The 26,062-nt window shown below is 40.5% G+C and carries 19 protein-coding genes and 1 tRNA gene; 14 read left to right on the top strand and 6 right to left on the bottom strand.

Translation table 11 applies throughout. The features are described from left to right. The first annotated feature begins 3 nt into the window (after nt 1-3). The 6 genes from CWC30_RS15705 to lhpI all read left to right on the top strand — a co-directional run bounded on the left by CWC30_RS15705 (nt 4) and on the right by lhpI (nt 8,842). Nucleotides 4-1,500 carry an aldehyde dehydrogenase (NADP(+)) gene (locus CWC30_RS15705; protein ID WP_138627563.1) on the top strand — a complete coding sequence of 499 codons (1,497 nt, stop codon included), beginning with the start codon at nt 4-6 and terminating at the stop codon, nt 1,498-1,500. Nucleotides 1,501-1,620: 120 nt separating this feature from the next. Beyond that, a complete protein-coding gene (locus CWC30_RS15700; RefSeq protein WP_138627574.1) occupies nt 1,621-2,292 on the top strand; it encodes a GntR family transcriptional regulator in 672 nt (223 codons plus the stop codon). 313 nt (nt 2,293-2,605) lie between these two features. After that, the gene (locus CWC30_RS15695; RefSeq protein WP_138627562.1) at nt 2,606-5,599 is read left to right on the top strand and encodes a TonB-dependent receptor; all 2,994 of its coding nucleotides are present in this window, start codon (nt 2,606-2,608) and stop codon (nt 5,597-5,599) included. Between the two features lie 165 nt (nt 5,600-5,764). Next, nucleotides 5,765-6,811 (top strand): proline racemase family protein, encoded by a 1,047-nt coding sequence (locus CWC30_RS15690; RefSeq protein WP_138627561.1) that lies wholly within the window; start codon nt 5,765-5,767, stop codon nt 6,809-6,811. Then, a complete protein-coding gene (locus CWC30_RS15685) occupies nt 6,808-7,893 on the top strand; it encodes a M24 family metallopeptidase (RefSeq protein WP_036980015.1) in 1,086 nt (361 codons plus the stop codon). The genes CWC30_RS15690 and CWC30_RS15685 overlap by 4 nt, the downstream gene beginning before the upstream one ends. 1 nt (nt 7,894) lies before the next feature. After that, nucleotides 7,895-8,842, top strand: a complete 948-nt coding sequence (gene lhpI / locus CWC30_RS15680) for a bifunctional Delta(1)-pyrroline-2-carboxylate/Delta(1)-piperideine-2-carboxylate reductase (RefSeq protein WP_069439254.1) — start codon at nt 7,895-7,897, stop codon at nt 8,840-8,842. 991 nt (nt 8,843-9,833) lie between these two features. Here the strand turns inward: lhpI and CWC30_RS15675 are convergent. Beyond that, complete coding sequence (locus tag CWC30_RS15675) at nt 9,834-10,157, bottom strand: hypothetical protein (RefSeq protein ID WP_036980007.1); 324 nt, start codon at nt 10,155-10,157, stop codon at nt 9,834-9,836. Between the two features lie 282 nt (nt 10,158-10,439). Here CWC30_RS15675 and CWC30_RS15670 point away from each other — a divergent pair, with 282 nt between their 5' ends. Next, nucleotides 10,440-11,729 carry an outer membrane protein transport protein gene (locus CWC30_RS15670; RefSeq protein WP_138627560.1) on the top strand — a complete coding sequence of 430 codons (1,290 nt, stop codon included), beginning with the start codon at nt 10,440-10,442 and terminating at the stop codon, nt 11,727-11,729. A gap of 134 nt (nt 11,730-11,863) precedes the next feature. Here the strand turns inward: CWC30_RS15670 and CWC30_RS15665 are convergent, their stop codons facing one another. The 3 genes from CWC30_RS15665 to pepA form a co-directional block, all read right to left on the bottom strand. Further along, nucleotides 11,864-14,716: a valine--tRNA ligase gene (locus tag CWC30_RS15665; protein ID WP_138627559.1), complete on the bottom strand. Its 2,853-nt coding sequence runs from the start codon at nt 14,714-14,716 to the stop codon at nt 11,864-11,866. Between the two features lie 58 nt (nt 14,717-14,774). Then, entirely contained in the window at nt 14,775-15,221 is a 447-nt protein-coding gene (locus CWC30_RS15660) for a DNA polymerase III subunit chi (protein WP_036979998.1), read from the bottom strand. A gap of 172 nt (nt 15,222-15,393) precedes the next feature. Next, nucleotides 15,394-16,905 (bottom strand): leucyl aminopeptidase, encoded by a 1,512-nt coding sequence (gene pepA / locus CWC30_RS15655; protein ID WP_036979996.1) that lies wholly within the window; start codon nt 16,903-16,905, stop codon nt 15,394-15,396. Nucleotides 16,906-17,211: 306 nt separating this feature from the next. Between pepA and lptF the strand changes: the two genes are divergently transcribed. Next, nucleotides 17,212-18,324, top strand: a complete 1,113-nt coding sequence (lptF, locus tag CWC30_RS15650) for an LPS export ABC transporter permease LptF (protein WP_036983304.1) — start codon at nt 17,212-17,214, stop codon at nt 18,322-18,324. Beyond that, the gene (gene lptG, locus CWC30_RS15645) at nt 18,321-19,388 is read left to right on the top strand and encodes an LPS export ABC transporter permease LptG (protein ID WP_036979994.1); all 1,068 of its coding nucleotides are present in this window, start codon (nt 18,321-18,323) and stop codon (nt 19,386-19,388) included. Before lptF ends, lptG begins: the two co-directional genes overlap by 4 nt. A gap of 113 nt (nt 19,389-19,501) precedes the next feature. Here the strand turns inward: lptG and CWC30_RS15640 are convergent, their stop codons facing one another. Then, complete coding sequence (locus tag CWC30_RS15640; RefSeq protein WP_036979992.1) at nt 19,502-19,999, bottom strand: RDD family protein; 498 nt, start codon at nt 19,997-19,999, stop codon at nt 19,502-19,504. A gap of 271 nt (nt 20,000-20,270) precedes the next feature. On the opposite strand from CWC30_RS15640, the gene CWC30_RS15635 reads away from it, so the two are divergent. The 4 genes from CWC30_RS15635 to tyrS all read left to right on the top strand — a co-directional run bounded on the left by CWC30_RS15635 (nt 20,271) and on the right by tyrS (nt 23,842). Continuing rightward, nucleotides 20,271-20,355: transfer RNA gene (locus tag CWC30_RS15635), tRNA-Leu, on the top strand. Between the two features lie 319 nt (nt 20,356-20,674). Continuing rightward, entirely contained in the window at nt 20,675-21,664 is a 990-nt protein-coding gene (locus CWC30_RS15630) for a fatty acid desaturase (RefSeq protein ID WP_138627558.1), read from the top strand. A gap of 24 nt (nt 21,665-21,688) precedes the next feature. Continuing rightward, nucleotides 21,689-22,495, top strand: a complete 807-nt coding sequence (locus tag CWC30_RS15625) for a LuxR C-terminal-related transcriptional regulator (RefSeq protein ID WP_138627557.1) — start codon at nt 21,689-21,691, stop codon at nt 22,493-22,495. A gap of 84 nt (nt 22,496-22,579) precedes the next feature. Continuing rightward, entirely contained in the window at nt 22,580-23,842 is a 1,263-nt protein-coding gene (gene tyrS, locus CWC30_RS15620; RefSeq protein WP_138627556.1) for a tyrosine--tRNA ligase, read from the top strand. Between the two features lie 48 nt (nt 23,843-23,890). On the opposite strand, the gene CWC30_RS15615 is transcribed toward tyrS, so the two are convergent. Further along, complete coding sequence (locus tag CWC30_RS15615; protein WP_069439246.1) at nt 23,891-25,084, bottom strand: MFS transporter; 1,194 nt, start codon at nt 25,082-25,084, stop codon at nt 23,891-23,893. Nucleotides 25,085-25,198: 114 nt separating this feature from the next. Here CWC30_RS15615 and CWC30_RS15610 point away from each other — a divergent pair, with 114 nt between their 5' ends. After that, a complete protein-coding gene (locus CWC30_RS15610) occupies nt 25,199-26,035 on the top strand; it encodes an AraC family transcriptional regulator (RefSeq protein ID WP_138627555.1) in 837 nt (278 codons plus the stop codon). Nucleotides 26,036-26,062: the final 27 nt, after the last annotated feature.

The raw sequence follows: 26,062 nt of genomic DNA, 5'->3' as shown, positions 1-26,062 counted from the left end.
AGCATGACATTAACAGGACAAAGCCTAATTGCCGGACAATGGCAAGGTCGCGCTGAGCAAGGTGAATTTCAAGCCTTTTCACCGGCTAAAAATCAACCATTATCGACACGCTACTTTAATGTAACGAGTACTCAGTTAAATACGGCAGTTGATGCTGCTGATAATGCTTTTATCGAGTACAGAAAAACGAGTTTTAGTCAGCGTGCAGATTTTTTAGAGTGTATTGCAGAGCAAATTTTAGCACTTGGCGATGATTTACTAACGCAAACCGCGCAAGAAACCAATTTACCTATGGCACGCTTACAAGGTGAGCGAATGCGCACGGTTAATCAGTTAAAAGCATTTGCCAGTGCACTGCGTGAAAACCCAGATTCACCACTAGGTTTAAAGCTGATTGATGAAGCTGATAGTAATCGCTCGCCACTACCTAAACCTCGTACAGAGCTTAATTACTTACCGCTTGGGCCTGTAGCTGTATTTGGTGCGTCTAATTTTCCGTATGCATTTTCAACACTCGGGGGGGATACCGCCGCCGCACTTGCAGCAGGCTGCCCAGTGGTTGTTAAAAATCATACTGCGCATCCAGGCACAGGGGAGCTAATGGCTCGTGCAGCGCTTGCTGCGATTAAAGAATGTGATATGCCGCTAGGTGTATTTTCAGTGCTGCAAAGTGATGTTTACGATATTTCGCATCAATTAGTCGCAGCTCCGGCCATTAAAGCAGTCGGTTTTACTGGGTCGTTTAATGTGGCTAACTTACTGCAAGCTACTATAGCGAAACGCCAAGAACCAATTCCATTTTATGGTGAGCTAGGTAGCATAAACCCACAAATAGTTTTACCCAATAAAGCGCAAAATGAAGGTAAAGCTATGGCTGAAGCTCTTTGCCAATCAATGCTAATGGGTAATGGCCAATTTTGTACCAGTCCTGGCTTATGGCTGGTACCAACGGGCTGTGATGAATTAGAAGCCGAGGTAGCCAACTGCATTAGTGCAGCCGCCTCAGATACTTTATTAACCCCAGGTATTGTAAAGACCTTTAAAAAGCAAGTTAGCCAGCGCAGTGAGCTCGAAAACGTAGAGCTTATTGCAAAAGGCGCACTTACAGAAGACTTTCATGGTAATGCCCATGTATTTGCCTGTAATGTTGATACCTATTTAGCAACCCCTGCATTACGTGAAGAAGTATTTGGCCCAGCCGCTTTATTGGTTCGGTATGAAAGCATGGAGCAGTTAAGTTTACTAGTAGCAGCGCTTGAAGGTCAGCTGACAGCAAGTGTGCATGGAAGTAGTGATGATTTCGTTAGTGCAGAAAAAGTCATTGAAGCGCTACAATACAAAGTAGGGCGTTTAATACACAATCAAATGCCAACCGGTGTAGAAGTGTGTAGCTCAATGAACCATGGTGGACCATTTCCAAGCTCCACAGATGTACGTAGCACTTCCGTTGGGTTAAATGCAATGTTGAGATTTTTGCGACCAATTTGCTATCAGTCTTAGTTAATTGTAGCGGGAGTGGAAATTGCATTTCCCGCTATCTCTTTATTGTGAAGGATTCTAACTTGGCATGCGTGTTTTTATAGGTATAATGTATACCAAATGCAATTTATAGAAATTACTATGGCCATAGAACATAAAACTCGAACTCAGCTTGTTGCAGAAGCTATCCGTGAAAAAATTCTTTCAGGTGAAATAAAAGCGGGAGATCCATTACGTCAAGCAGCATTAGCCACTGAGCTAAACGTAAGTCGGATTCCAGTACGTGAAGCTTTGCTACAACTAGAAGCCGAAGGACTAGTCAATTTTGAAGCTCATAAAGGTGCGACTGCTACACAGCTTTCGGCATCGCAAATTGATGAGATTTTTGACCTCAGAGCACTTCTTGAAGCCGAGCTATTAAAACATTCAATACAAAGCTTAACTGATCAAGACTTAATTGATGCCGAGCTTATTTTAACTGAGCTTGAAAGTGCCATGGATGCCGGCGATACCCACCTTGCCACTGGCGATTTAAACAGCCAGTTTCATGCTAAATTATACAGCCGCGCCGCGCGCCCACAAACCCGTGAGTTGGTTGATATGTACAGCAAAAACTCAGAGCGCTATGTACGTATGCATATTTTATTGGCAGGCGGTTTAACAAAAGCTCCTGAAGAGCACCGTACTTTACTCGAGTTATGCAGAAAAAAAGACTGTCAAAATGCCTGTGAATTTCTAAAAAATCATATTGTTAAAGCTAAAAACGATATAAAAAGATTACTTATAAAATTAGAAGGTGAAAAAAGTAATTAAAAAATATATCTGGCAATAAGTACAGGCTACTAAACTCTAATTTATAACTTTAGGCATCGCTTTAGCTTTCCAGCAGCAATAATAAAGAAGTGATGCCTTTCCCCTCTTTTTATTATTCCAATTAGCACCATAAATAGCTCCTTTCTGTTGGGTCGAAAGTTCATAAATTTTTTTACTATTAAGATCAGTTGGTTATTTTTAAATGTGAATTTTGTGTATATTTAATATTGTATACAATATGTAATAGGTGTATATTTTTTGTTGTCTAAGTTAGATAGGCATTAAAAACCAACAGGAACAAGGGAACATTCACATGTTTACAAATAATAAAAAGCAAACTCGGGGAATAGGCATTAAATCGCTGTTAGCAACGGCGGTAACAGCTGCATTAATAATGACCCCTACAGCAAAAGCAGTTGATGGTAGTAGTGTTGTTAAAGGTCATGTGGTGGCCCACGCTGGCAACGATTTAACTGGGGCAACAATAACTTTAAAGCATAAAAGTAAAGGTTTAGTGTATACCATTATCAGCAATAATGATGGTGAATATTTACTGCGCAATGTGCCCGTTGGGATATATGATGTCACTATAAGCAAAGAAGGTTTTGAGCCATTAGTAGAAGAAAATGTCGCTGTGACGATTGGGCAATCCATTATTCTCGATGCACAATTATATAAAGCCGGTAGCGATATTGAGCGCATTGCTGTTACGGGATCAGCCATTCGCCGTGTTGATATGGCCTCATCTACTTCGGGTTTAACATTCAGTGATGCTGAATTAAAAGCAATGCCAGTAAACACAGGATTTGAAAGTATCGCTTTACTAGCTCCAGGCACTGCGGCTCCGGGCGGCGCAAATTTTAATGGTGCATCGAGCTTTGGTGGTTCATCAGCAGCTGAAAATGGTTATTACTTTAATGGCTTAAACGTAACCAGTATTCGTACAGGTCTGGGTTCAATTCGCTTGCCATGGGAAGCTATTTCACAAACGCAAGTGAAAACAGGGGGTGTTAGTCCTAAATTTGGTGGAGCACTTGGCGGTATTGTTAATGCAGTGTCTAAATCCGGTGAAAATGACTTTAACTTCGGGGCAGAAGTACGTTGGGATCCTGATAGTTTACGTAGCCAGCACGATTCTATTTATCAAGAAAATGGCACAATTAGCACCAATACACAGCAAAGTAGTTACGACTTTAAAGAACTACAGTTATGGGCTAGTGGTGCAATTATCGAAGATACCCTGTTTTTTTATGGCTTATTCGCACCTCGCCGTGAAGAGTCTACAGGCGCAGGACAAACAACTTTTTCTGATTTTGAGCGTGATGAAGACCGCTGGTTCACAAAAGTAGATTGGTTTATAAATGAAGATCACTCAGTGGGTTTTTCAGCAATGAACAATAAGCGCACTTGGACCGATAAAACCTTTGCTTACAGCTGGCAAGAGAATGTGATTGGTGAGCAACAAGGTGTGGATGCACCAGGGGAAGATGGCGGTAAAGTATATAGCTTAAATTATAATGGCTACTTAACTGATACTTTTTCTGTTTCAGCTGTCGTTGGCCGAGTGACAGAAAACGTTGAAAATGTGGTCGCATCACCAAATCCAGGTGTTTGGGATGAGCGTGATGGCTTTGTCACTTTGAGTCAACATACAAATTCATCGGTGACAGAACAAGAATTCACGCGCGACCAAGCAAGAATTGATTTCAACTGGGATTTAGATATGCACTCAATCCAGTTTGGTGTCGATTACACTAATGTAAAAGTGGATTACTTTGAAGGCCAAAACGGCATTGGTGATGCAGAGGGCTGGTGGACGGTCAAAACTGCCGGTGAAAATGATGTATCAGGTGCACCTTTGGGAAGTGATTTTATAGAAAGACGAGTTCGAAGTCGCGAAGTCGATTCCGATACAACTTCACTCGCTTTTTATATTAATGATTCATGGCAAGCAACCGATAGTTTAGTGCTTAACATGGGGCTACGTTATAGCCAGTTTGAAAACACAGTATCAGATGGGCGTGCCTTTGTTGATATCGATAATCAAATAGCACCGCGTTTACAAGCAATTTATGATGTGTCAGGTGACGGCAGCGCTAAAATTTTTGCTACGTATGGACGTTATTTCCAACCCGTATCTGCGAACATGAATATCACCCAAGGATCAGCTTCAATTGAATGGTTTGAGTACTTTGAGTTAGATGATTTAGACGCAAACGGTGCACCAAGTTTAATGGCTGATGGCTCGCCAAGCAGAGGAGATATGCTACGAGATAGGCGTTGGCGTCAGCGTGGTATTACTGAACCAGGATTGATTGCTTCATCTTCATTAAAACCAATGTACAGTGATGAATTTACTATCGGCTATCAGCAAGAAGTGTTCGATACTATGTCAGCGGGTGTACGCGCGATTTATCGTGACCTTGGACGCAGTGTTGAAGACACTGATGTCGGCCCGGTATTAGCTAAAAAGCTGGCAGAAATGGGCATTACCGATAACGTGGGTCAAGGCTCTTATTATGTGCTTAATAACCCAGGTGAAGCTATTCAAATGTCATATGATTTTGACGGTGATGGGCAGATTGATGAGGTTAATTTAAGTGCTGATGAACTTGCTTTACCAGAGGCGAAGCGAAAGTACTTAGCACTTGAGTTTACCTTAGACGGCAATGTGACGGATGATTTACGTATTAACACCTCATATACCTGGTCGCATAGTTATGGTAATACTGAAGGATTAGTTAAAACGGATAATGATCAAGCCGACCCAGGCTGGACAACCTCTTATGACTACGGTGACTTGATGGATCACGGTTATGGTAATTTACCTAACGATCACCGTCATGCTCTTAAATTTAGTGGTGCATATAACATCACCGAAGCTCTGACCATAGGCCTTGTTGCCCGCACTACGTCAGGCCGTCCTAAAAGTTACTTCTCAGTTCATCCAGCGGGCGTAGATAGCTGTGCAGAGGGAAATCCTTGGGATGCGTGTATTAGCCAATACTATGATCAAGCATCACATTACGATGAAAATGGTAATCCAGCTCCTCGTGGTAGCAAAGGAAACCTACCTTGGTTAACGAATGTCGATATGTCTTTGACTTATAACACGGACTTTTTTGGTACCGATATGACTTTAAAAGGCACCGTCTATAACTTATTTGATGGTGATAGTGCTATGTCAATCAATGAAGAGCGTGCGCAGTACGGTGATAATGGCTTAGAACTGAATCCAGACTATGGACTCGTGACGGGGCGCCAAGGCGCGCGTTATGTGTCTTTAGTTGCACGTATAGAGTTTTAACTCCCTGGTGAAACAGCTGTTTGAAAACAACCTACTAAGCTATTTATCTGAGGGTAATATTAGTGTGTTGTTTTGATGTTTAAGCACATGCTCATTTGAGCCATACAGCCTTAATGCTGAGCAGGAAACTGCTTGGCATTTTTCGTATAAATTTTAAGGTTAACTATGACGAACAGTTTATATTCTCATTGGCAACAGCCTAAAGATGGTTGGCTGCAAGTGGATACTCTTGATATGCATACCGGCGGTGAACCTTTACGCATAATCATTGATGGGTTTGCTGAACTACAAGGGCAAACCATGATTGAAAAGCGAGCTGATTGCCTAACAAGATTCGATCACCTACGTAAAGCACTGATGTTCGAACCCCGAGGTCATGCTGATATGTACGGCGCGTTGATCACAAAACCTGAACGTAAAGATAGCCATTTTGGCGTACTGTTTTTACATAATGAAGGCTATAGCACAATGTGTGGTCACGCTATCATAGCGCTTGCCACAGCAGCCAAAAATAGCAGTATTTGCAACTTTATTGAAGGCGTTAATGAGTTACGTATAGATACACCAGCAGGGCTTATCAAGGCGTATATTACTCTTCGAAATAACCAACTAATAAGTGTTTGTTTTGATAATGTTGCAAGTTATGCAGAAAAACTTGATATGCCAATAGAAATACCTCTGTTTGGTGCCGTCAATTGTGATATTGCTTATGGCGGCGCTTATTATGCTTTTGTAGATGCTGATACTTTGGATGTAAGTTTGGCGCCCAACAATCATGAACAAATTATTAGCTTAGGAAAAATCATTAAGCAGCATGTTAATAGCCAGTACCAACCAAAACACCCGACCGATGATACATTAAGCTTTTTATATGGGGTGATTTTCTATTCAAATTCACAAAAAAGTCATTCTGTATTTAGCCGCCATGTCTGCATTTTTGCTGAGGGCGAATTAGATCGCAGCCCTACGGGTACCGGCGTGAGTGCCAGAGCTGCATTAGAGTTTGCAAAAGGCAGGCTTAAATTAGGACAGCAAATAAAAATAGAGAGTATTTTAGGCTCTATATTTTCAGTTGAGCTAAAAGCGCAACGCATGTTAGCTGATACCCATGCAGTAATACCTAGAGTGAGCGGTGAAGCCTTTGTCACTGGCAAACATACTTTTTTAATTGATCCAAATGATCCCCTAAAGCAAGGATTTATATTTCGATGAAAAATCAATTTACCTCTCGCCAACAATTACTAAAGCAGGCATTAAAAAAAAATGGGTTAACAGCGCTACTCGTATTAGGCCATGAAAATATTCGTTACTTAAGTGGCTTTAGCGGTAATGCTGCTTACGCGTTAATAACTGCGGAGGAAAGTGTACTAATAACCGATTATCGCTATTTTGGCCGAGCTCAAGAAGAGTCTATTGGCTTTGAGGTTGTCAGCCGTGATCGTGATAGTGAAACATTAGGTCAGTGCATAAATCGTTTTTTAACGACTAATAGTCAATTAGGTTTTGATGCCGCTTTTATTGATGTTGCACTTTGGCAGCAAGTGGCAAGTGAGTTAACTAGTCATACAGTTACACAAGTTACCGGTATGGTTGAACGTTTACGCATGGTTAAAAATGATTGGGAAGTCGAGCAAATAAAAGCGGCTGCGGCCATTGCTGACGAAGCGCTTAGACAAACATTACCCTATTTTAAAGAAGGTGTAACAGAGCGAGACCTAGCGCTGGAACTTGAATTCAGAATGCAAAAACTAGGCTCTGAAGGAATGTCGTTTGCCACTATTTTAATGTTTGGAGAGCGTTGTGCACTGCCTCATGGCAGCCCGAGTGAACGTACTCTATCTAAAGGTGATTTTATTACTCTTGATTTTGGCGCAGTGGTGAATGGTTACCGCTCTGATATGACTCGCAGTTATGTACTTGGTAAAGCTTCAAAGAAACAATCAGCAATCTATCAAAGCGTAAGCAATGCTCAGCAAGCAGCGATCAACCTACTCAAAGCAGGTGTTGACTGTCTAGACTTACAAAACATCTCACAGCAAGTACTCGATGACTCTGGTTTTGGTAAATGGGCAGGGCAAGGGTTGGGCCATGGAGTTGGCTTGTTTTTACATGAGTTGCCCTTTATTAATAAAAATTGCCGTCATGTATTAGAGGCAGGTAATGTGATCACGATTGAACCTGGTATTTACATTCCGAATTTTGGTGGTGTGCGAATAGAAGACGATATTTTAATAACTCAAAATGGTTATGAAGTATTAACCCACGCCCCTAAGCCGTTTGAATTGGAGGGGTAGGATGAAAGTAATAGATCAAACGCAAATTGATGCTGTCCTAGATTTTGACTCGCTTCGCATTGCTTTACAAAAAGGGTTTGCTCAGCAGTTTACTATGCCCAAGCGTCATGTGTATGAGTTAGATAAAACAGACACAAACCATGACGCATTTGCCGTATTACCAGCATGGAATGAACAGGTTATTGGAGTAAAGGCATTTACCTACTTTCCAAGTAATACTGATAGTGAGTATGCGTCACTTTATTCAAAAATAATGCTGTTCTCTCGCGCTCATGGTGAACCTCTTGCTCTGGTTGATGGTACACGTGTAACACTTTGGCGCACAGCTGTAGTATCTGCTTTGGCAAGCTACTATTTATCGCGAAAAGATAGCCAGCATTTAGTGTTTTTTGGCAGCGGCAATTTAGCTGAGTATATGGTTCGAGCACACTTGAGTGTGCGCGATTTTAAATGTGTAACGTTAATTGGGCGTAATCAAGATAAAGTTGCTGTTTTACACAATAGCTTACAGCGTGCATTTACTGATATTGAGTTTGTTATCGGACAAAGTTGTGAAAAAGTTATTAAAAGTGCCGATGTGATCAGCTGCGCAACAGGTTCACCAACGCCATTATTTAAAGGTGGTTGGTTAAAGCCTGGTACGCATGTTGATTTGATTGGTAATCATCGCTGCGACTCGCGCGAATGTGACAGTATTACTATCGCACAAAGTAAGGTATATGTAGATAGCAAGGAGAATGTTCTTGCTGAAGCTGGTGAATTGTTGATTCCTATTTCTGAGGGAGTTTTTGATGAAGCTAATATATCCGGCGAGCTTGCGGAGCTAGCTAAAAAAAATAACTATGAGAGAAAATGTGAATCCGATATAACAGTATTTAAGTCTGTTGGCACAGCGTTAAGTGATCTTATAACTGCACATTATATTTATAAGTCATTAAAAAATGAGTAGCTTATTACTTTTATTATTAGGGCTTTGTTTCGTTATGTTGGGCTTACTAACATTTATAAGATGGCTCAGGATTCGTTATGATAAGCACCATTGGCGAGTTTGCAAAATTGTAAACATTAACAATGTAATTGATAATAACGTGCGCAATTTAGAGCTTTTGCACTACAAGAGGATATTAGTCAGCTATAAATTTAAAGGTAATTTTTATAGTGTTTTTGTTGCTTTTGATCAGCAGCTTATAGCCCAGTTTAAAAATGGGATTGATTGTACAATTTTAATTGACTCTAACAATCCTAATGTCACTTATCTTAATAGTAATTACTGGGTGAAATACTGTGGAGTTTGGTTTTTTTCGGGCATTATTCTTATAGCTTTAAGTTTCTTAATCCACATCTGAATTGGGTAAATAAGAGAGCTGGTTAAGGTGTTTGCTTAAAGTGTGTAGTTTAGCTTTTTAAAAAATGTATCTTATTTTGTAAAAGTTAAAATGGCTTACGACAACTGGAAAGCTTTTTTCTCTTTTAAATATTAGCTGACTATAGTTTTTCTCAAAGCGGTGATGCAAATAAAAGAGACTCATAAGTATTAAATATTTAGGGTATACCTGTAATTAATAATTTAAAGGTTAGACATATTTTATTCCTATAATCGATTATCAGGGTATAGGTTTTTACGAAGGCTATGTTGCAGGTTCGATCCCTGCCGAGAGCGCGATTTGCTCCGTTATCTTTTATTGATAGTATATACTAACATCCAAGTAAATGGTGTCCTGAGTGTGACCAAGTTAAAAACGTTGACTTAAAAGCACCATTAATTTTTAAAAGTGTTAATCTAATACTCTAACTAGCACATTTTTACATCTAGCTAAGGAGTTGCATTAGCTCACAGCCTGATATTTTAAGGTGCTTCATCGCTTCTCTGCTGCTAAGCCAAACACCTTTTTGAGAATTTAGCGCTATGTTACTTGAGAGATCCCCCGCTGATTATAAAATTAACTTACCTCGACTTTTAAAAGAGCATTTACTGCTTTAGTATTTTTGCATCGTCTTTTTCTGTTTGTTTTAGCAGAAATATACCCACCTAAAAAGCAATTACCCATTAACGTTATCCACAGTAATGTGCCTAATTCTACATGCAGCGCTAAGCAGCAAAAAACCAAAGAAATAATTGCCATGCTAATGGCTGCTAACCAATAGAGATTAACTGGGTTGTCACATTTACCTGCCTGCGTACACGCGCAATAATTTGCTTTATAAAAGAAATAAACACTTAAGCCACAAAAAGTAAGCGCTGTAACAATAAGTAAAATGATCACTGTTTTCTCCCTTGGTGATTTTATTGGCAGTGTAAATTGCAAAGTATTTCAAGTCAATGCAAATGAGAATTAATATCATTAGAGTATATACTCTAATACCATACTTCTGCTCCGATGAGTTTTAAATAGTTGTTAAATTGTCGTTAAAAAACGTGTTTTTTGGCCTTTTTTAACGTTTTAGTAGGGTTTTTTATAAAAAATTAAGGTAGTGTACGCGGGTTTGAAACTCTAATAACAACACACATAGCTATCCAAACAGTAAGTTTGGCTAAGGACACAACAATGAAATTTACTAAAACTCTTATTGCTGCATCGCTGGCATTTGTTTCAGCTGATACCTTTGCAGCGGCTTTTCAGCTTGCTGAGCAAAATGTATCTGGTTTAGGTCGTGCATACGCAGGTGAAGCGTCTGTAGCAGATGATGCGTCTGTAGTAGCACGTAACCCAGCGTTAATGACGTTGTTTAAAGAGAAGCAACTTAGCGTTGCAGCTATTGCTGTCATTCCTGATGTGAGCCTAACAGGCACAGGTAATGCCTATGGTTTAGATAACAGCGTATTAAATGATGACAGCATTGCACCAAGCGCGATTATTCCAGCAGGTTATTTCACTATGCCAGTAAACGATAGAGTATCGGTTGGTTTTGGTGCTTTTTCTAACTTTGGCCTTGCCACTGAGTTTAACGATGATTATGCAGCTGGCCAAATTGCCGGTGAAACTGAAATTGTTACTGTAAACATGAACGCAAGTGTTGCTTATAAAGTATCAGAGCAGTTTAGCTTTGGTATTGGTTTGAATGCAATTTATGCAGAAGCGAAGATTATCCGTAAGTTTGGTTTCGTACCTCCTGTAAACCCTGTTATTGCATCTATTCCTGCAAGTGCTGATGCGGTTAACCTTGAAGGTGATGATATGGGTTACGGCTTAAACGTTGGCTTAATGTATCAGCTAGATGAAAATAGCCGCTTTGGTTTTAATTACCGCACAGAAACAGACATCACTTTTGAAGGCGAGTACTTTACACAGCTTCCAGTATCACCACTTCAAAATCAAGTTTTACCAGGCTCTGTTGAAATTACATTACCAGCAATTGCTGAGTTCTCAGGCTCTCATCAGTTAGACGAGAAACTAGGCGTTCACTACAGCGTATTATGGACAGGTTGGAGCAGCTTTGACTCATTAGAAGCGCAAGTTACTGCGCCTACAGGCGATAAGTTCAGTGCCTTCGGAAAAACAGAAGATTTCTCTGATGCAATGCGCTACTCAATCGGTGCTGATTACCAGTACAGCGAAAACTTAATGCTACGTGCCGGCTTTGCGTTTGATGAGTCGCCAGTGTCACAACAGCATTTATCAATTTCTATTCCTGATACAGACCGTTTTTGGTTCTCGTTTGGTGGTAACTACGCGATTGATCAAAACTCAAATGTTGATTTGGGTGTGAGTGTATTACGTGGTAAAACGCAAAAGTTCACTGAAAAAGTAGAAAGCGAAACGCTACCTCAGCAATGGTCTTTTGAATCAAAAGGTCACGCCGTACTTATTGGTGCTCAGTATAACTACACGTTCTAATTCTGCCTAGAGCCTAGAGCCTAGAGCCTAGAGCCTAGATATAAAAAGCCGCTTACTTCAAATGAAGTAAGCGGCTTTTTTATACTTATAAATTAACTGTTTACGAATAGCATAAGCCATCCGTAACGGTTTAATTATAAGCTTTCTATTTTAACTTTTTGCTCTAGTAGCTTAGTTTTAGCATCGGTAAATTCAGCTAGCTTAGCATTTTCTTTAGCAAGTACCGCTTCAGGTGCATTGTTAACAAACTTTTCGTTAGCCAGTTTATTTTGCACTTGCGCTAGGCCTTTCTCTGCTTTTTCAAGTTGCTTGTTGATACGTGCAAGCTCAGCTTCCACATCAATTAAGCCCGCCATTGGGATCATAATCTCAAGGTTGCCAACATAAGAGGTTGCACACGCAGGGGCATCGTCTTTGTTTTCAAGCAGAGTAAATGCTTCAAGCTTAGCGAGTGACGCTAAAAACGATTCATTTTCGTTAATACGGCGCACATCGTCGCTCGATGCATTGGCTAGTAGCACTGATAACGGCTTGCTTGGGCTGATATCCATTTCACCACGAATATTACGAATCGCTAAAATGAATTGCTTAACCCACTCTAAGTCATCCATCGCTTGTGAATCAACATTGGCTTGGTTATAAACAGGAAACCCTTGAACCATAATGCTAGTGCCTGTTGTTTCAAGCCCTGCAAGTGGTGCTACACGTTGCCAAATTGTTTCTGTAATGTAAGGCATCATTGGGTGCATTAAACGCAGTAAGCTTTCAAGTACGGTAATAAGTGTATGACGTGTACCACGTTGCTGAGCTTCATTGCCTTTAAATAGTACCGGCTTAGTTAGTTCTAAGTACCAATCACAGAACTGATTCCAGGTGAATTCATATAATGTGTTCGCCGCTAAATCAAAACGGTAGTTATCAAGGTGCTCAGTGTAGGTTTTAACCGTGGCTTCATATTGGCCTAAAATCCAGCGATCAGCTAACGAGTACTGCTTTTCGCTCTCGTTAAAACCACAGTCTTGCTCTTCTGTGTTCATTAATACGTAACGGCTTGCGTTCCATAACTTGTTACAGAAGTTACGGTAGCCTTCAAGGCGGTTCATATCCCAGTTTATATCACGACCAGTTGAAGCCATGGCTGCTAAGGTAAAGCGCAGTGCGTCGGTACCATGTGCTTCAATACCGTTTGTAAATACTTTGCGGGTATCTTTTTCAATTTTAGCGGCAAGTTTAGGCTGCATCATATTACCAGTACGTTTTTGTACTAAGTCTTCAAGGCCAATGCCGTCAATCATATCAAGTGGGTCAAGTACGTTACCTTTTGACTTCGACATTTTATCGCCGTTATCGTCACGTATTAAGCCAGTTACATACACGGTTTTAAATGGAACTTGTGGTTTGCCATTTTCATCTTTTATAAAGTGCAGCGTCATCATGATCATACGTGCAACCCAGAAGAAAATGATATCAAAACCGGTTACCAACACGTCAGATGGGTGGAAGGTTTTTAAGTCATCAGTATTTTCTGGCCAACCTTGGGTTGAGAAGGTCCACAGTGCTGATGAAAACCAAGTATCAAGAACGTCTTCATCTTGGCTAAGCGCTACGCTATCTGCAATATTGTTATCGCGGCGTACTTCCGCTTCATCACGACCAACGTATACGTTGCCTTCGCTATCGTACCAAGCTGGAATACGGTGACCCCACCAAAGCTGGCGTGAAATACACCAATCTTGTATGTCGTTCATCCACGAAAAGTACATGTTTTCGTATTGCTTAGGTACAAACTGAATGTCGCCGTTTTTAACTGCGTCTTTTGCAGGTTCAGCAAGTGGTGCAACACGTACATACCATTGGTCAGTAAGTAGTGGTTCAATAACCACACCAGAGCGATCACCGTAAGGAACAGTTAGGCCATGGTCTTCAATTTTTTCAAGTAGGCCTAGCTCTTCAAATTCAGCCACAATCGCTTTACGTGCGTCAAAACGGTCAAGGCCATGTAAGCGCTCAGGAATTGGCGCGTCAAATTCAAGTTCTTTACCATCAAAGGTGTAGGTTTCACCTTTAGTTAAAATAGCCGCGTCTTTATCGAAGATATTAATCATCGGCATTTGATGACGTTTACCTACTTCGTTATCGTTAAAGTCGTGCGCTGGCGTGATTTTTACACAGCCCGTGCCTTTGTCTTTATCGGCATGTTCATCGGCAACAATTTTAATACGACGATTAACAATCGGTAGTAAAATCTCTTTACCGATTAGGTCTTGGTAGCGCTCGTCATCTGGGTTTACGGCCACACCAGAGTCACCCAGCATTGTTTCTGGGCGCGTAGTGGCTACAACAATGTAGTCTTTACCGTCTTGTGTTTTTACACCATCAGCCAGTGGGTAGCGTAAGTTCCACATGTGGCCTTGTTTGTCTTTATTTTCAACTTCAAGATCAGAAATCGCCGTGTGTAATTTTGGATCCCAGTTTACTAGGCGTTTACCACGGTAAATTAGGTTTTCTTTATGAAGGCGTACAAATACTTCTTTAACAGCTTCTGATAGGCCATCGTCCATAGTAAAACGTTCACGGTCCCAATCAACAGAAGCACCTAGGCGGCGAAGTTGTTTAGTGATTGTGCCACCAGACTCGTTTTTCCATTCCCAAATTTTTTCGATGAATGCATCACGGCCCAAATCATGGCGTGTTTTACCTTCTTCTGCCGCAAGCTTACGCTCTACTAGCATTTGTGTGGCAATACCTGCGTGGTCAGTACCTACTTGCCACAACGTATTGTTACCTTGCATACGTTTAAAGCGCGTTAAGGTATCCATGATGGTATCTTGGAAAGCGTGGCCCATGTGTAAGCTACCCGTGACATTTGGCGGCGGGATCATAATTGAATATGGGGTGCCTTGGCCAGATGGCTTAAAGTAGCCTTTTTGTTCCCAGTCTTGATAGAGAGACTGTTCAATATCTTGCGGATTGTAGGTTTTATCCATTACACAGAACCTTAAATAAGTACTTAAATGAGTTAGTTAGCTTTGTACGCAGTGAGCGTTAGCGATTAATATCTTGCGTGGTGATATTGGCACCGAGTTGGCGTAGTTTTTTAAAGCGCTCACGAGCGGCTTGTTTGGCTACGGACTCTACGGGTACAAAATCAAAAACTTGGTTAAACCGACGAATAAAATCCGGTAAGTGATTGGCCAAGTTAATTAATACTTTACGATTACCAACGGGTGGTGTTGTGCCTATTTCTACAGGTGCGCCGCCTTTTGGGCCTTCGCCTTGTAAATTGTGAGGTACAAAACTGTCGGCATCAAATGTCCAAATAGTTTCGTCAATGCTGTTGGCGGTTTCTTCGCTATCTACAAAAATAAATACGCGTTGACCAAGCCGATACTGTTGCCCAGCTATTTGAGCTGCTAAAGTAAAGTGATCATCGGCTTTAGCTAATGACTCATCTTGTTGCTTTAAAATGAAAAACTGGGCATTCATGTTCATTGTATCGGGATTTCCCATGACATTGATTGTGCTGTTATTAAATACACACAAATTAAGAAGGGGATTTTGCCATATAACGGGGGTTGCTTCAATTAATACCCAATAAATAAGGCGCTTTAAAAGCGCCTTATTTAATACTGTACATTGAGCTGTGAAGCCCTGTGTTGGTTTGTTAGTCGTGAGTCGCTTCGCTAATACCAGCTCGGTTCAATAAATACTGAGTCAGCATAGGAACAGGACGACCTGTTGCGCCTTTTTTAGCGCCGCTGCGCCATGCCGTACCGGCAATATCTAAATGAGCCCAATTATACTTTTTAGTAAATTTAGATAAGAAACAGGCCGCGGTAATAGTGCCTGCAGCTCGGCCACCTAAGTTAGTAAAGTCGGCAAACGGGCTTTCTAGTTGATCTTGATAATCATCCCATAATGGCAGTTGCCATGCACGATCGCCACTTTGCTCCGACGCTTTTAATAAATCATGCGCCAGTGGATTATGGTTTGCTAATAAACCCGTAGCGTGGGCACCTAAAGCAACAATACACGCACCGGTTAATGTAGCCACATCAATCACGGTTTCTGGTTCAAAACGCTCAACATAGGTTAGCGCGTCACATAACACTAAACGGCCTTCGGCATCAGTATTAAGTACTTCAACCGTTTGTCCAGACATAGTTGTTAAAATATCACCTGGGCGATAGGCGTTTGAGCTTGGCATGTTTTCACAGCCGGCTAAAACACCAATTACGTTTATCGGTAGCTGCATTTGTGCAAGCGAGCGCATAGCGCCAATAACACCAGCTGCGCCTCCCATGTCGTATTTCATTTCATCCATGCTTTCGCCTGGTTTTAATGAAATACCGCCTGAGTCAAAGGTTAAGCCTTTACCAACTAATACGATAGGCGCTTGGTCATCGCCTGCGCCTTTGTAGTTAATTACTGACATAACTGATTCGTTATCACTACCACGACCAACTGCTAGGTATGAGTTCATTCCTAGTTCGGCCATTTTATCTTCGCCAATTAGCTCAACAGTGATGTTGTCAAAATTAGCTTCCAGTTCTTTGGCTTGCTCGCCAAGGTACGCTGGATTACAAATATTAGGCGGCATATTGGCAACGTCTTTGCACAATTTGCTGCCAGCAGCAATCGCTAGGCCATGCTCAATGGCACTTTCACCTATAGTCAGTTCGCGGCGCGTAGGAACGTTAAATACCATTTTACGCAGTGGACGACGAGGGTCTACTTTCTTACTTTTTAGCTGATTGAAGGTGTATAAACAGTCTTGGGTTGTTTCTACCGCTTGACGCACTTTCCAATAGGTATCACGGCCTTTAACGTGTTGCTCAGTTAAAAAGCACACTGCTTCCATCGAGCCTGTTTCATTTAAGGTGTTGATAGTTTTTGAAATAATTTGTTTATATTGTTTATCGTCTAGTTCGCGTTCTTTACCGCAGCCAACGAGTAGAATACGTTCGCTTAAAATATTAGGTACATGGTGTAATAGTAATACTTGCCCTGGCTTACCTTCTAAGTCGCCACGACGTAATAAATTTGAGATATAACCATCGCTGATTTTATCAAGTTGTTCACCAATGGGGGATAACCTGCGTGGTTCATATACACCCACAACAATACACGCACTGCGTTGTTTTTCTGGGCTACCACTTTTTACGTTGAATTCCATTGTCACTCCTGATTTTGAGTCATCTATAGAAGCTAAATTGGGACTAAAAATGTGTTTTCTAGTCTTTTTACCTAAATTTTTAGGTCTAGCGCTAATATTAGTAGATTTTACTCGACTCTTACTGTGTATTTGAACTTTATATGCTTAAGGGTTACTAATGCAACATTATATCGTGATGTTAGGTAGGATAATTAATATTGATGGCTTATAATATGTGCTTAATACTCATTTAAAATGAGTGAATTAACTAGTTCACTCATCGTTTTTATTATTATATTGAAATTCCATGTTTAACAGGGGCGAATGTTGCTAATTTTCCGTTATTTGACCACTGAGGTTTTAAAATCGCAGGTCGCCGTATTTTTAACTTTAATGACCATATTTTTGTCGCAAAAGTTTGTTGTTATTCTTGGTGATGCCTCAGAGGGGAGCATCCCAGCAAAGCTTGTGTTTGCCATGATTGCGCTTAAATTGCCACAGTTGGCATCGTTAATTTTGCCTCTGAGCTTATTTTTAGGAATTATTTTAGCTTACAGCCGGATTTACGCCGACAGTGAAATGACAGTACTTAAAGCCTGTGGCGTGAGTGAGTGGTATGTAGTGCGCATTACGCTTATTTCTAGTGTCATCTTAGCGTTACTCGCCGCGGTACTTACCTTGTATGTTGCACCTTGGGCTAGCGAGCAAGAATATCAATTAAAAGAGCAAGCAAAGGCGGATGCTGGATTATCGGCGCTTAGAGCTGGGCGTTTTCAACAAACCGGTAATGAAAAAGCCGTGGTATTTATTCATAATATTGAAAATGGCGGCAAAGAACTTAATAAAGTATTTGTTGCACAGTTGCCAGATAGTGAAAAAGGCGATTTAGCGCGTTTAGTATACGCTGAGCAAGGCGTTGTAATTGAAGCACAAAATGGTGAGCAGCAGTTAGTACTTACTGACGGTAAACGCTACGAAACTGATGGTGAAGCGCCTTCACTTAACTTAACTGAGTTTGATGGCTACAGCGTACAGATTCGCGAACAAGAAATAGAACATCAGCGGCGTAAGTTAGAAGCTGTGCCAACTCGTGAACTTATGTCAATTAATACTCCCGAAGCAATTGCACAGTGGCAATGGCGTTTAGCTATTCCGTTATCTATTCCATTATTAACTTTATTAGCAGTACCCCTTAGCGTTGTTAATCCACGCCAAGGTAAATTTGCTAAATTAGTGCCTGCTTTGAGCTTATATTTAGGGTATTTCATTTTACTCAATGCGGCTAAATTTGCGGTAGAAGATGGGAAAATTCCGCCCTCTATTGGCCTATGGTGGATTCACCTAAGTGCATTATTTATAGGTAGTTTATTAATTATTAAAGGCCGCCCATTAGGTGTTTGGCTAAAAGCTGTCGTGACTAAACGGGAGCAACACATATGATGAAAACGCTTGATTGGTATTTAGGCCGTAGCATTATGCAAACCACTGGATTTGCACTAATGGTATTGGTGGGGATCAGTACTTTAATAAAATTTATAGAGCAGCTTAAATCGGTTGGCCGTGGTAGTTACGATATTATGACCGCCTTGCTATATACCATTTATAGTATGCCTGGCGATTTAGTGGTGTTTTTTCCAATGGCAGCACTTATCGGTGGCTTAACAGGGCTAGGTGCTTTGGCCTCTAATAGTGAGCTGGTAGTGATGCAAGCAGCGGGTATGTCGCGTTTACAAATCATTGGCTCGGTAATGAAAACCGCAATTTTTATGGCGCTGTGCGTGATGGCATTAGGTGAGTGGGGGGCGCCCGCAGCTCAATTGCACGCTAAGGAAATGCGTAACCAAGCTATTCATGGTGGGGATGTATTTAATGCGCAAAAAGGCGTGTGGGCTAAAGATGGCAGTAACTTTATTAATATTGAAGACGTTGACCAAAACGGCATGCTCCGCGGCGTAAATATGTACCACTTTGATAAGTCGTTACTACTTACACAAATTACTAAAGCAAAAGAAGCGGTAGGGCGTGATAATGGCTGGTTACTGCGCGATGTGAATAAAGTATTGATCAGTGAAGAGCTTATTACCACGGAGCAAGTTACTGAAGAGTTTTATCCGTCGCAGCTTACTGGGGAAAAACTTGGCGTGGTTTCAGTAAAACCAGAGTCTTTGTCGTTTTCCGGATTGTGGTCATATTTAGCTTATTTACAGCAAAATGAACAAGACACCAGTACCTATGATTTAGCGTTATGGCGTAAGTTAATGCAGCCCGTGTCTATTGCTGTGATGTTGTTGGTTGCCTTATCGTTTATATTTGGTCCGCTGCGAACTGTAACTATGGGGGCACGAATTATTATGGGAGTGGTAACGGGGATAGTGTTCCACTTAACCAATGAGATATTTGGCCCAGTGGTAATGGTATATCAAATTCCAGCCATTGTAGGCGCCGTTCTGCCGAGCATTTTATTTACTGGGTTTGCAGCTTATTTGATGAATAAGCGGGTTTAATTTAATTTGTAGCTTTATTAAAAAACGCGGCCTTTTTTAAAAGTGCCGCGTTTTTTATGCTTTAGCTTGAGGTTATACCAATTAGCTTAATTAAGTATTATTGCGGATTGATATCATAGTTCGCGATACACGCGTTTATTTTCTTCTTTGGTGAGCGTAACTACTTCGGTTTTTGATAAGTAATCTTGCAGTGCTTTTTTATTTTTAAAGTCGACTAATACCATTAAATTCCCTAAACCAAGTAATGCGCTGATACTGCGGATAATAGCTTGTGGCCAGCTAATTAAACTTCCTTGGCTGGTTTGCACTTTTAAGCGCCATGCGCGCATACCAATTGTTTGCCCGCTTTTTGTCCAAAAATAGCCAAAAAAGACCAAGCCAACAAGCACCAGCAGCGAGCTGCGAATACCAGAAAGTAATAGTGAATCCTGAATTCGTGCAGATACATCTTCAGCGCCATTGAGGGCAATAACATCAAGGGAAATAAGTCCTTGGATAGCAAATAAATACAATACCACCGCTAGCATCGCAAAAGCGATAATAGCTAATGTGTCGTACACCAATGACGCAAAACGACGCCAAAACCCTGCTCGTGGAAACTCAGCCGACATAAATATACTCTCACTGTTAATGTGCGCGATAGTTTAGCAAATAAGCCATTAAATACTACCTATTACGCTACGTGCTTAACTCGATATTGGCTCAAATGTTAATGGTTGCCTAAATGTTAAGCGGTCGATCACGCTTAATACATAAAACGCTTGCCGCTTTGCTCATTGTTTGTATAATGCTAGGCAATGAGATGGAAGAGGGTACATAATCTTTCACTCTTAAGTGGTTTTTCTTTATCTTCTCGTGTTTAGAAGGTTAAAGAAAAATGATGCCAGCGTGATGAAATTGGTATACATGGGGGATTCAAAATCCCCTGCCGCAAGGCGTGCCGGTTCAAGTCCGGCCGCTGGTACCACTTTTTATAACCCCTGCTAGATTTAGCAGGGGTTTTTTTATGCCTAAGATTTGAGTTTACGGATTTTAATTACAAAAAATGTGTCCAACATTGCTACTTTTATAAGCAGTAGGTTTTGATCTAAACTTGCCCAGTAAACGTTTTGGTTTACCTAACCTTAAGCTCTGCTTGAGATAGGTTTCTTATCCAGAACTATGGTTATATAGTAAACACGTGCCTACTTTAATCGTATTTTTCATTGATACGGGTGTGACAAGTTATGCAATGTGTTTTGACTCGGGTATTATATACCTCAACCTCTTGTTGCGAATAAAACACCATGACTCAACTAACCGCAAAACAGAATATTCAAGCCATTGTAAAAGCGATTAAGGCTGAAGAAGCATTACTACGTAAAAAACACCCGCTATTAATGCATCAAAATACCTTAGGAATGACTATTTTATTACTTTCTTTGAGTGCATTAATCGGAATTGGCACGCTGTATTATTTTGCTATTATTCCCGCTTGGCTATGCATTATTTTAGCGGCGATTGCTACCTCAATTTCCCATGAGCTTGAGCATGACTTAATCCACAAACAGTATTTTAGCAACCAACCATTTTTGCATAATTTTATGATGTTAACCGTGTGGCTGATGCGTCCTAATACCATAAGCCCATGGTACCGTCGCAAGATGCATTTACATCATCATAAAACGTCGGGTACTGAGCAAGACTTAGAAGAACGTTTGGTAGGTAATGGTATTAAAAATCCGTTTTTACGTGCTTTGGTAATTGTTGATGGATTACTCGGTTTATTAATTAATGCAAAACGTTTTAGTAAAGAAATTAATGGGTTTAGCTTCTTTAAAGTGTTTAATGCAGGTTTTCCAATTACCACTGCGTATTTCGCCATTTTATATAGCGTAATTGTGTTTCACTTAGTTAATTTGTTCACTCCACTGGCTGCTAATTCACCTGTATTGCTGCTTGATGTAATGAATGTGTTTGAATTTCTAATGGTGGTGCTGATTGTGCCTAATATTGTGCGTTCGAGCTCACTTAATTTTGTTACTTCAAGTATGCATTATTACGGCGGTGTTAATAATATGCTTGAACAAACTCACGTCATCACCAGCCGTTTGTTTATGCCATTTAATTTATTTTGCTTTAACTTTGGGCATACTCATACTATTCATCATTTTGTGCCGAATCAGCCGTTTTATTTACGACAAATGATCAGTAAAAAAATCCTTGAAGTGATGCGCCAACACGGCGTGCGTTTTAATGATTTTGCCAGTATTAGGCAAGCAAACTTGTATCAGTAATACTCAGTGTAAAATGGCATCATAATGCAGTCGGACTCGCAGCAGCAATTAACTCAGCAAGATGCGTTAGCGCAATGTGTACAAGCTATAAAGGGGACCAGTTTTGCGCAAAAGCTGGTTAATTACATTGCCCTTATTGTTGAGTTTGATTGTGCGGTTGTATTGGCTTGCAGAGTAAATAAGCATCCCATTTATTTATTCGATTCTATCGAGAAACAGCGTGAACTTTTATTTCAGCGCTACCTTACTAACTCGTTTGTAAACGACCCTTTTTATACTGAACTGATTAGTAAAGCTGAGGAAGGAGTATTTCGGCTCGCTGATATAGCTCGTTATCAAGATGAACTGACCTTTAAGGCATATCAACAGCAGTTTTATACTCACACTGGCTGGACTGATGAGCTAAGTATTTGTACTAATATAGGTAACGGTCGCTCGATTGTTATTTACCTTGGTTTATTATCCAATAACCAACGCTTTATTGCGTTGCAAAAGCAGCAATTAATAGCACATTTTAATTTAATAAAAGCACTGTGTAGCCAACATTGGGGTAGCCAAAAATTACTATTAAATCAATTTAATAATTCAGTTACTGGGCAGCTTATAGAAAATGCCCTCACATCATTCGCTAACCTACAACTTACTCAACGAGAGCATCAAGTGGCTTGTTTAATTGTGCAAGGTTGCGACTCCGCAGATATTGCTGCTCAGCTTGGGATTGCCCTAGGTACAGTTAAAAACCATCGCAAACGTATATATTCGCAGTTAAACGTTGCTTCACTGAGTGAATTTTTTCGATTGTTTTTAAATCATTTAATGCATACAAAATAAAACGCGATTATGTCCCTTTAGGGATATAGTGCCCATCGCTGAGTTTAATTAGTATTTTTCTTATAGATAATTTTGAGAAATACGATGACAGCACATTTACTTAATGACATTACGCAGCGTGGTTTAGTCTCTCAAGTGAGTAATATTGAGCAATTAACCCATAAGCTTAAAACTCCACAGGTGGTTTACTGTGGCTTCGATCCTACCGCAGGTAGCTTACACATAGGGCACTTAGTACCATTAATAATGCTAAAGCGTTTTATGGATGCAGGGCATCAAGGTGTGGCATTAATTGGGGGTGCTACAGGGTTGATTGGTGACCCGAGTTTTAAAGCCACTGAGCGTAGCCTAAATACCAAACAAACGGTGTCACAATGGGTGACAGCGCTTGCAAACCAAGTTGAAAGTGTACTTGGTCCGCATTTAAACCAGCCACTGCAAATAAAAAATAACGCTGACTGGTTTAGCTGTATTGATGTATTAGACTTTTTTCGTGATGTAGGTAAACACTTTTCAATTAACACCATGTTCAACCGCGAGTCAGTAAAACAACGTTTGCAACGTCCAGACCAAGGGTTGTCGTTTACTGAATTTAGTTACTCCTTATTGCAGTCGTATGACTTTGCTAAGCTCAATAGTGAGTTAAATTGTACTTTGCAGATAGGTGGTAACGATCAGTGGGGTAATATTATCAGTGGAATTGATTTAACCCGCCGTTTAAACCAGCAAACAGTGTTTGGTTTAACACTGCCACTTATTACTAAGTCAGATGGCACAAAATTTGGAAAAACTGAGGGCGGTGCTATTTGGCTCGAGCCTAAAAAAACCTCACCGTATCGCTTTTATCAGTTTTGGTTAAATTGTGAAGATGCTGATGTGTATAACTTTTTGCGTTTTTATACTTTTTTATCAGTTAAAGAAATTGAGGCCATAGAAGCAAACGATAAGATAAGCGGCCAAAAGCCTCAAGCACAGCGCATTTTAGCTGAGCAATTAACACGTTTTGTTCATGCTGAAGAAGGCTTGGCAAGTGCGCAGCGTATCACTGAGTTGTTATTTAATGGTCAGGTGCAAACACTCACCTTGGCAGAGCTTGAACAGTTAGAGCAAGATGGGCTAACCGTGAACACTATTAGCGACACGCAAATAAGTATTGCTGAGTTATTAGTTAAAAGTAAACTGGCCAGCTCAAAGCGACAGGCGCGTGAATTAATAACAGCTAATGCGATTAAAATTAACAGTATGGTCGTTACTGACGAGCATGCGCAGCTTGATATTTCGTTGTTTGAACGCTTTTGGATAATGCAGCGTGGCAAAAAGCAATTCAGGCTTATTAAACTAGTTTAAAGTATAAACAGTGGGCTTATGATTGCACGGCCCACCTTTAATTTACACTTAGGCCTTGTTGCGCATAGTAATATTCCGTCCGCCTAAATAGCCAAACATAGCGCTTAGCGCACTCGCACTCGCGCAAAACCACAAAGTAGATGTCCAGTTACCAAAATAACTATGTAGTGCACCTGCAATAATAGGCCCCGTAGCGGCAAGTAAATAACCAATACACTGCGCCATACCTGAAAGGGCAGCAGCTTGATGTGAGTCGTGAGTACGTAAACTTATAAACGACAAGCCCAATATAAAGCATGCACCCGAGCAAAACCCCATAGTAATTGACCACACAAGCGCATGTACTGGCATATACAGTAGTCCTATTGAAGATAGGCTTGCCAATACTCCTAAGGCAAAGGTGAGTACACGCTGATCTTTCAGTTTTGCTAATAAAGGAATTAAAATAATACCAGGCAATGCCGAAGCCACCTGAAATGAGCCTTGTAATGCACCCGCTTGCTGTGCATTGAAGCCACTGTCAATTAATATACTTGGTAACCAGCCAATAATTATATAAGTAAATAACGAATTACAGCCAAGTAGCAAGGTGATTTGCCACGCAAGCGCTTGGTGCCACACTTTAACCTCATCGGTATTTTCAACTAGATCTTTAGTTGGTTTGGTGCGTAGCTTTAATTGCGGTAACCAAATAAATAAACTTAGTAAAGTAATTAACGCATAACTGGCCAAAGCGATTTGCCAACCCATTTGTTTATATTCTGCAAGTGGAATAATTAACGCTGAGTAACTACCACCAAAAATACCCATAGCAAGTACATACGCCGAGGTCATTACTGCTACTTTATGCGCAAAGTCGCGCTTAATTAAACTCGGTAACAGTACATTACCTATTGCAATGCCTACCCCGATGACAACGGTGCCTAAATAGAGTATCGGCACAGAATCTATCATGCGTGATGCTAAGCCTAGGCCAATCAAAATAAGAGCAATGAATAGCGATACTTCTAAACCTTGTCTTTTAGCTATACTAGTTGCTAATGGGCTTGCTACAGCAAATGCAATTAAAGGTAAGGTGGTAAGCATACCGGCTTGTGATGCGCTTAAATTAAAACTAAGAATTATTTGGTCCAATACAGGCGCTAAACCAGTCACCGGCGCACGTAAGTTACTAGCAATAAGTAAAATACCCAGTATTAATAATGCGAAAGATAAACGAGATTGAGGTTGTTGGATTAACAAGGTAAATGTCCTAGCAGGTTAGTTATTTAGCAAGAGGCAATTGAGCCTAGTATAAAGGCTTAATCATCACTATAATTTAGTAAAAGAGACATTAAATAACTAAAAACGGACAAAATGCAGCTTTCCCAAGATTGGAATGAAATAATAAACTTTGAAATCATGCCGCAGCCGGTTATTGCAAAAATAGAATATGCCCAGCTTAGCCGTGAAATTCCACTGCATACACACCCAAAAGGGCAGTTAATTTTAGCTCTATACGGCTATGTTACTTGTGAAGTAGCAACAAAAATGTGGATGGTACCTACCCACAGTGCTATTTGGATCCCAGCAAATGTAGAGCACAGTAATAGGGCATCTGATAATGCGCATTTATGCCATTTATTTATTGATGTAAACTTACAAGGAATGCCAGCTACAGCCTGTACATTAACTATCAGTCCTCTTGTAAAAGAATTAATGCTTAGTTTGGCAGGTAACCAGCAAAACTATAGCTTAATAGGTAAAACCGCGCGGCTTGCACAAGTATTATTTGATCAATTAGTGGATATGCCAATTCAACCTTTAGATTTTGTACTATCAAAAAATAGTGTGATTAAAAACATGAGTGATCAGCTTATTAGTCAGCCTCATAGCCGCAAAACATTACCACAATGGGCGCAGCAATTTGCTTTAACTGAGCGTACTTTAGCGCGATTGATAAAAAAAGAAACAGGCATGACCTTTGGTAAATGGCGTACTCAATTGCATATTATAATTGCACTGCAGGCGTTATCTAATCAGCAAAGTGTACAACAGGTATCAGAGTTATTAGGTTATGAATCGGTGAGTGCGTTTATTACTATGTTCAAAAAGGTAATGAAAAAATCGCCCATGCGTTACATGAGCGAACTAGGGGCTGTTGATCTTTGTAGTACATATATCAATCAGCCCACATTGGTAGCCACATCATAGTAAATGCTAAAGCGAGCATTGAATGAT

It is taken from the genome of Pseudoalteromonas sp. S4741, from assembly GCF_005886135.1.
GTDB classification, from domain to species: domain Bacteria; phylum Pseudomonadota; class Gammaproteobacteria; order Enterobacterales; family Alteromonadaceae; genus Pseudoalteromonas; species Pseudoalteromonas tetraodonis.
Note: the sequence above shows the minus strand (reverse complement) of the source record. Positions and strands in the feature narration are given on the sequence as shown.

Excerpts from the sequence above, each read along its gene's own strand:
- CWC30_RS15630 (WP_138627558.1), top strand. The coding sequence starts at position 20,675 with ATGACTCAACTAACCGCAAAACAGAATATTCAAGCCATTGTAAAAGCG.
- lhpI (WP_069439254.1), top strand. The coding sequence starts at position 7,895 with ATGAAAGTAATAGATCAAACGCAAATTGATGCTGTCCTAGATTTTGAC.
- CWC30_RS15610 (WP_138627555.1), top strand. The coding sequence starts at position 25,199 with ATGCAGCTTTCCCAAGATTGGAATGAAATAATAAACTTTGAAATCATG.
- CWC30_RS15670 (WP_138627560.1), top strand. The coding sequence starts at position 10,440 with ATGAAATTTACTAAAACTCTTATTGCTGCATCGCTGGCATTTGTTTCA.
- pepA (WP_036979996.1), bottom strand. The coding sequence starts at position 16,905 with ATGGAATTCAACGTAAAAAGTGGTAGCCCAGAAAAACAACGCAGTGCG.
- CWC30_RS15685 (WP_036980015.1), top strand. The coding sequence starts at position 6,808 with ATGAAAAATCAATTTACCTCTCGCCAACAATTACTAAAGCAGGCATTA.
- CWC30_RS15695 (WP_138627562.1), top strand. The coding sequence starts at position 2,606 with ATGTTTACAAATAATAAAAAGCAAACTCGGGGAATAGGCATTAAATCG.
- CWC30_RS15700 (WP_138627574.1), top strand. The coding sequence starts at position 1,621 with ATGGCCATAGAACATAAAACTCGAACTCAGCTTGTTGCAGAAGCTATC.
- CWC30_RS15660 (WP_036979998.1), bottom strand. The coding sequence starts at position 15,221 with ATGAACATGAATGCCCAGTTTTTCATTTTAAAGCAACAAGATGAGTCA.
- CWC30_RS15705 (WP_138627563.1), top strand. The coding sequence starts at position 4 with ATGACATTAACAGGACAAAGCCTAATTGCCGGACAATGGCAAGGTCGC.
- CWC30_RS15640 (WP_036979992.1), bottom strand. The coding sequence starts at position 19,999 with ATGTCGGCTGAGTTTCCACGAGCAGGGTTTTGGCGTCGTTTTGCGTCA.
- CWC30_RS15690 (WP_138627561.1), top strand. The coding sequence starts at position 5,765 with ATGACGAACAGTTTATATTCTCATTGGCAACAGCCTAAAGATGGTTGG.
- lptG (WP_036979994.1), top strand. The coding sequence starts at position 18,321 with ATGATGAAAACGCTTGATTGGTATTTAGGCCGTAGCATTATGCAAACC.
- tyrS (WP_138627556.1), top strand. The coding sequence starts at position 22,580 with ATGACAGCACATTTACTTAATGACATTACGCAGCGTGGTTTAGTCTCT.
- CWC30_RS15665 (WP_138627559.1), bottom strand. The coding sequence starts at position 14,716 with ATGGATAAAACCTACAATCCGCAAGATATTGAACAGTCTCTCTATCAA.
- CWC30_RS15625 (WP_138627557.1), top strand. The coding sequence starts at position 21,689 with ATGCAGTCGGACTCGCAGCAGCAATTAACTCAGCAAGATGCGTTAGCG.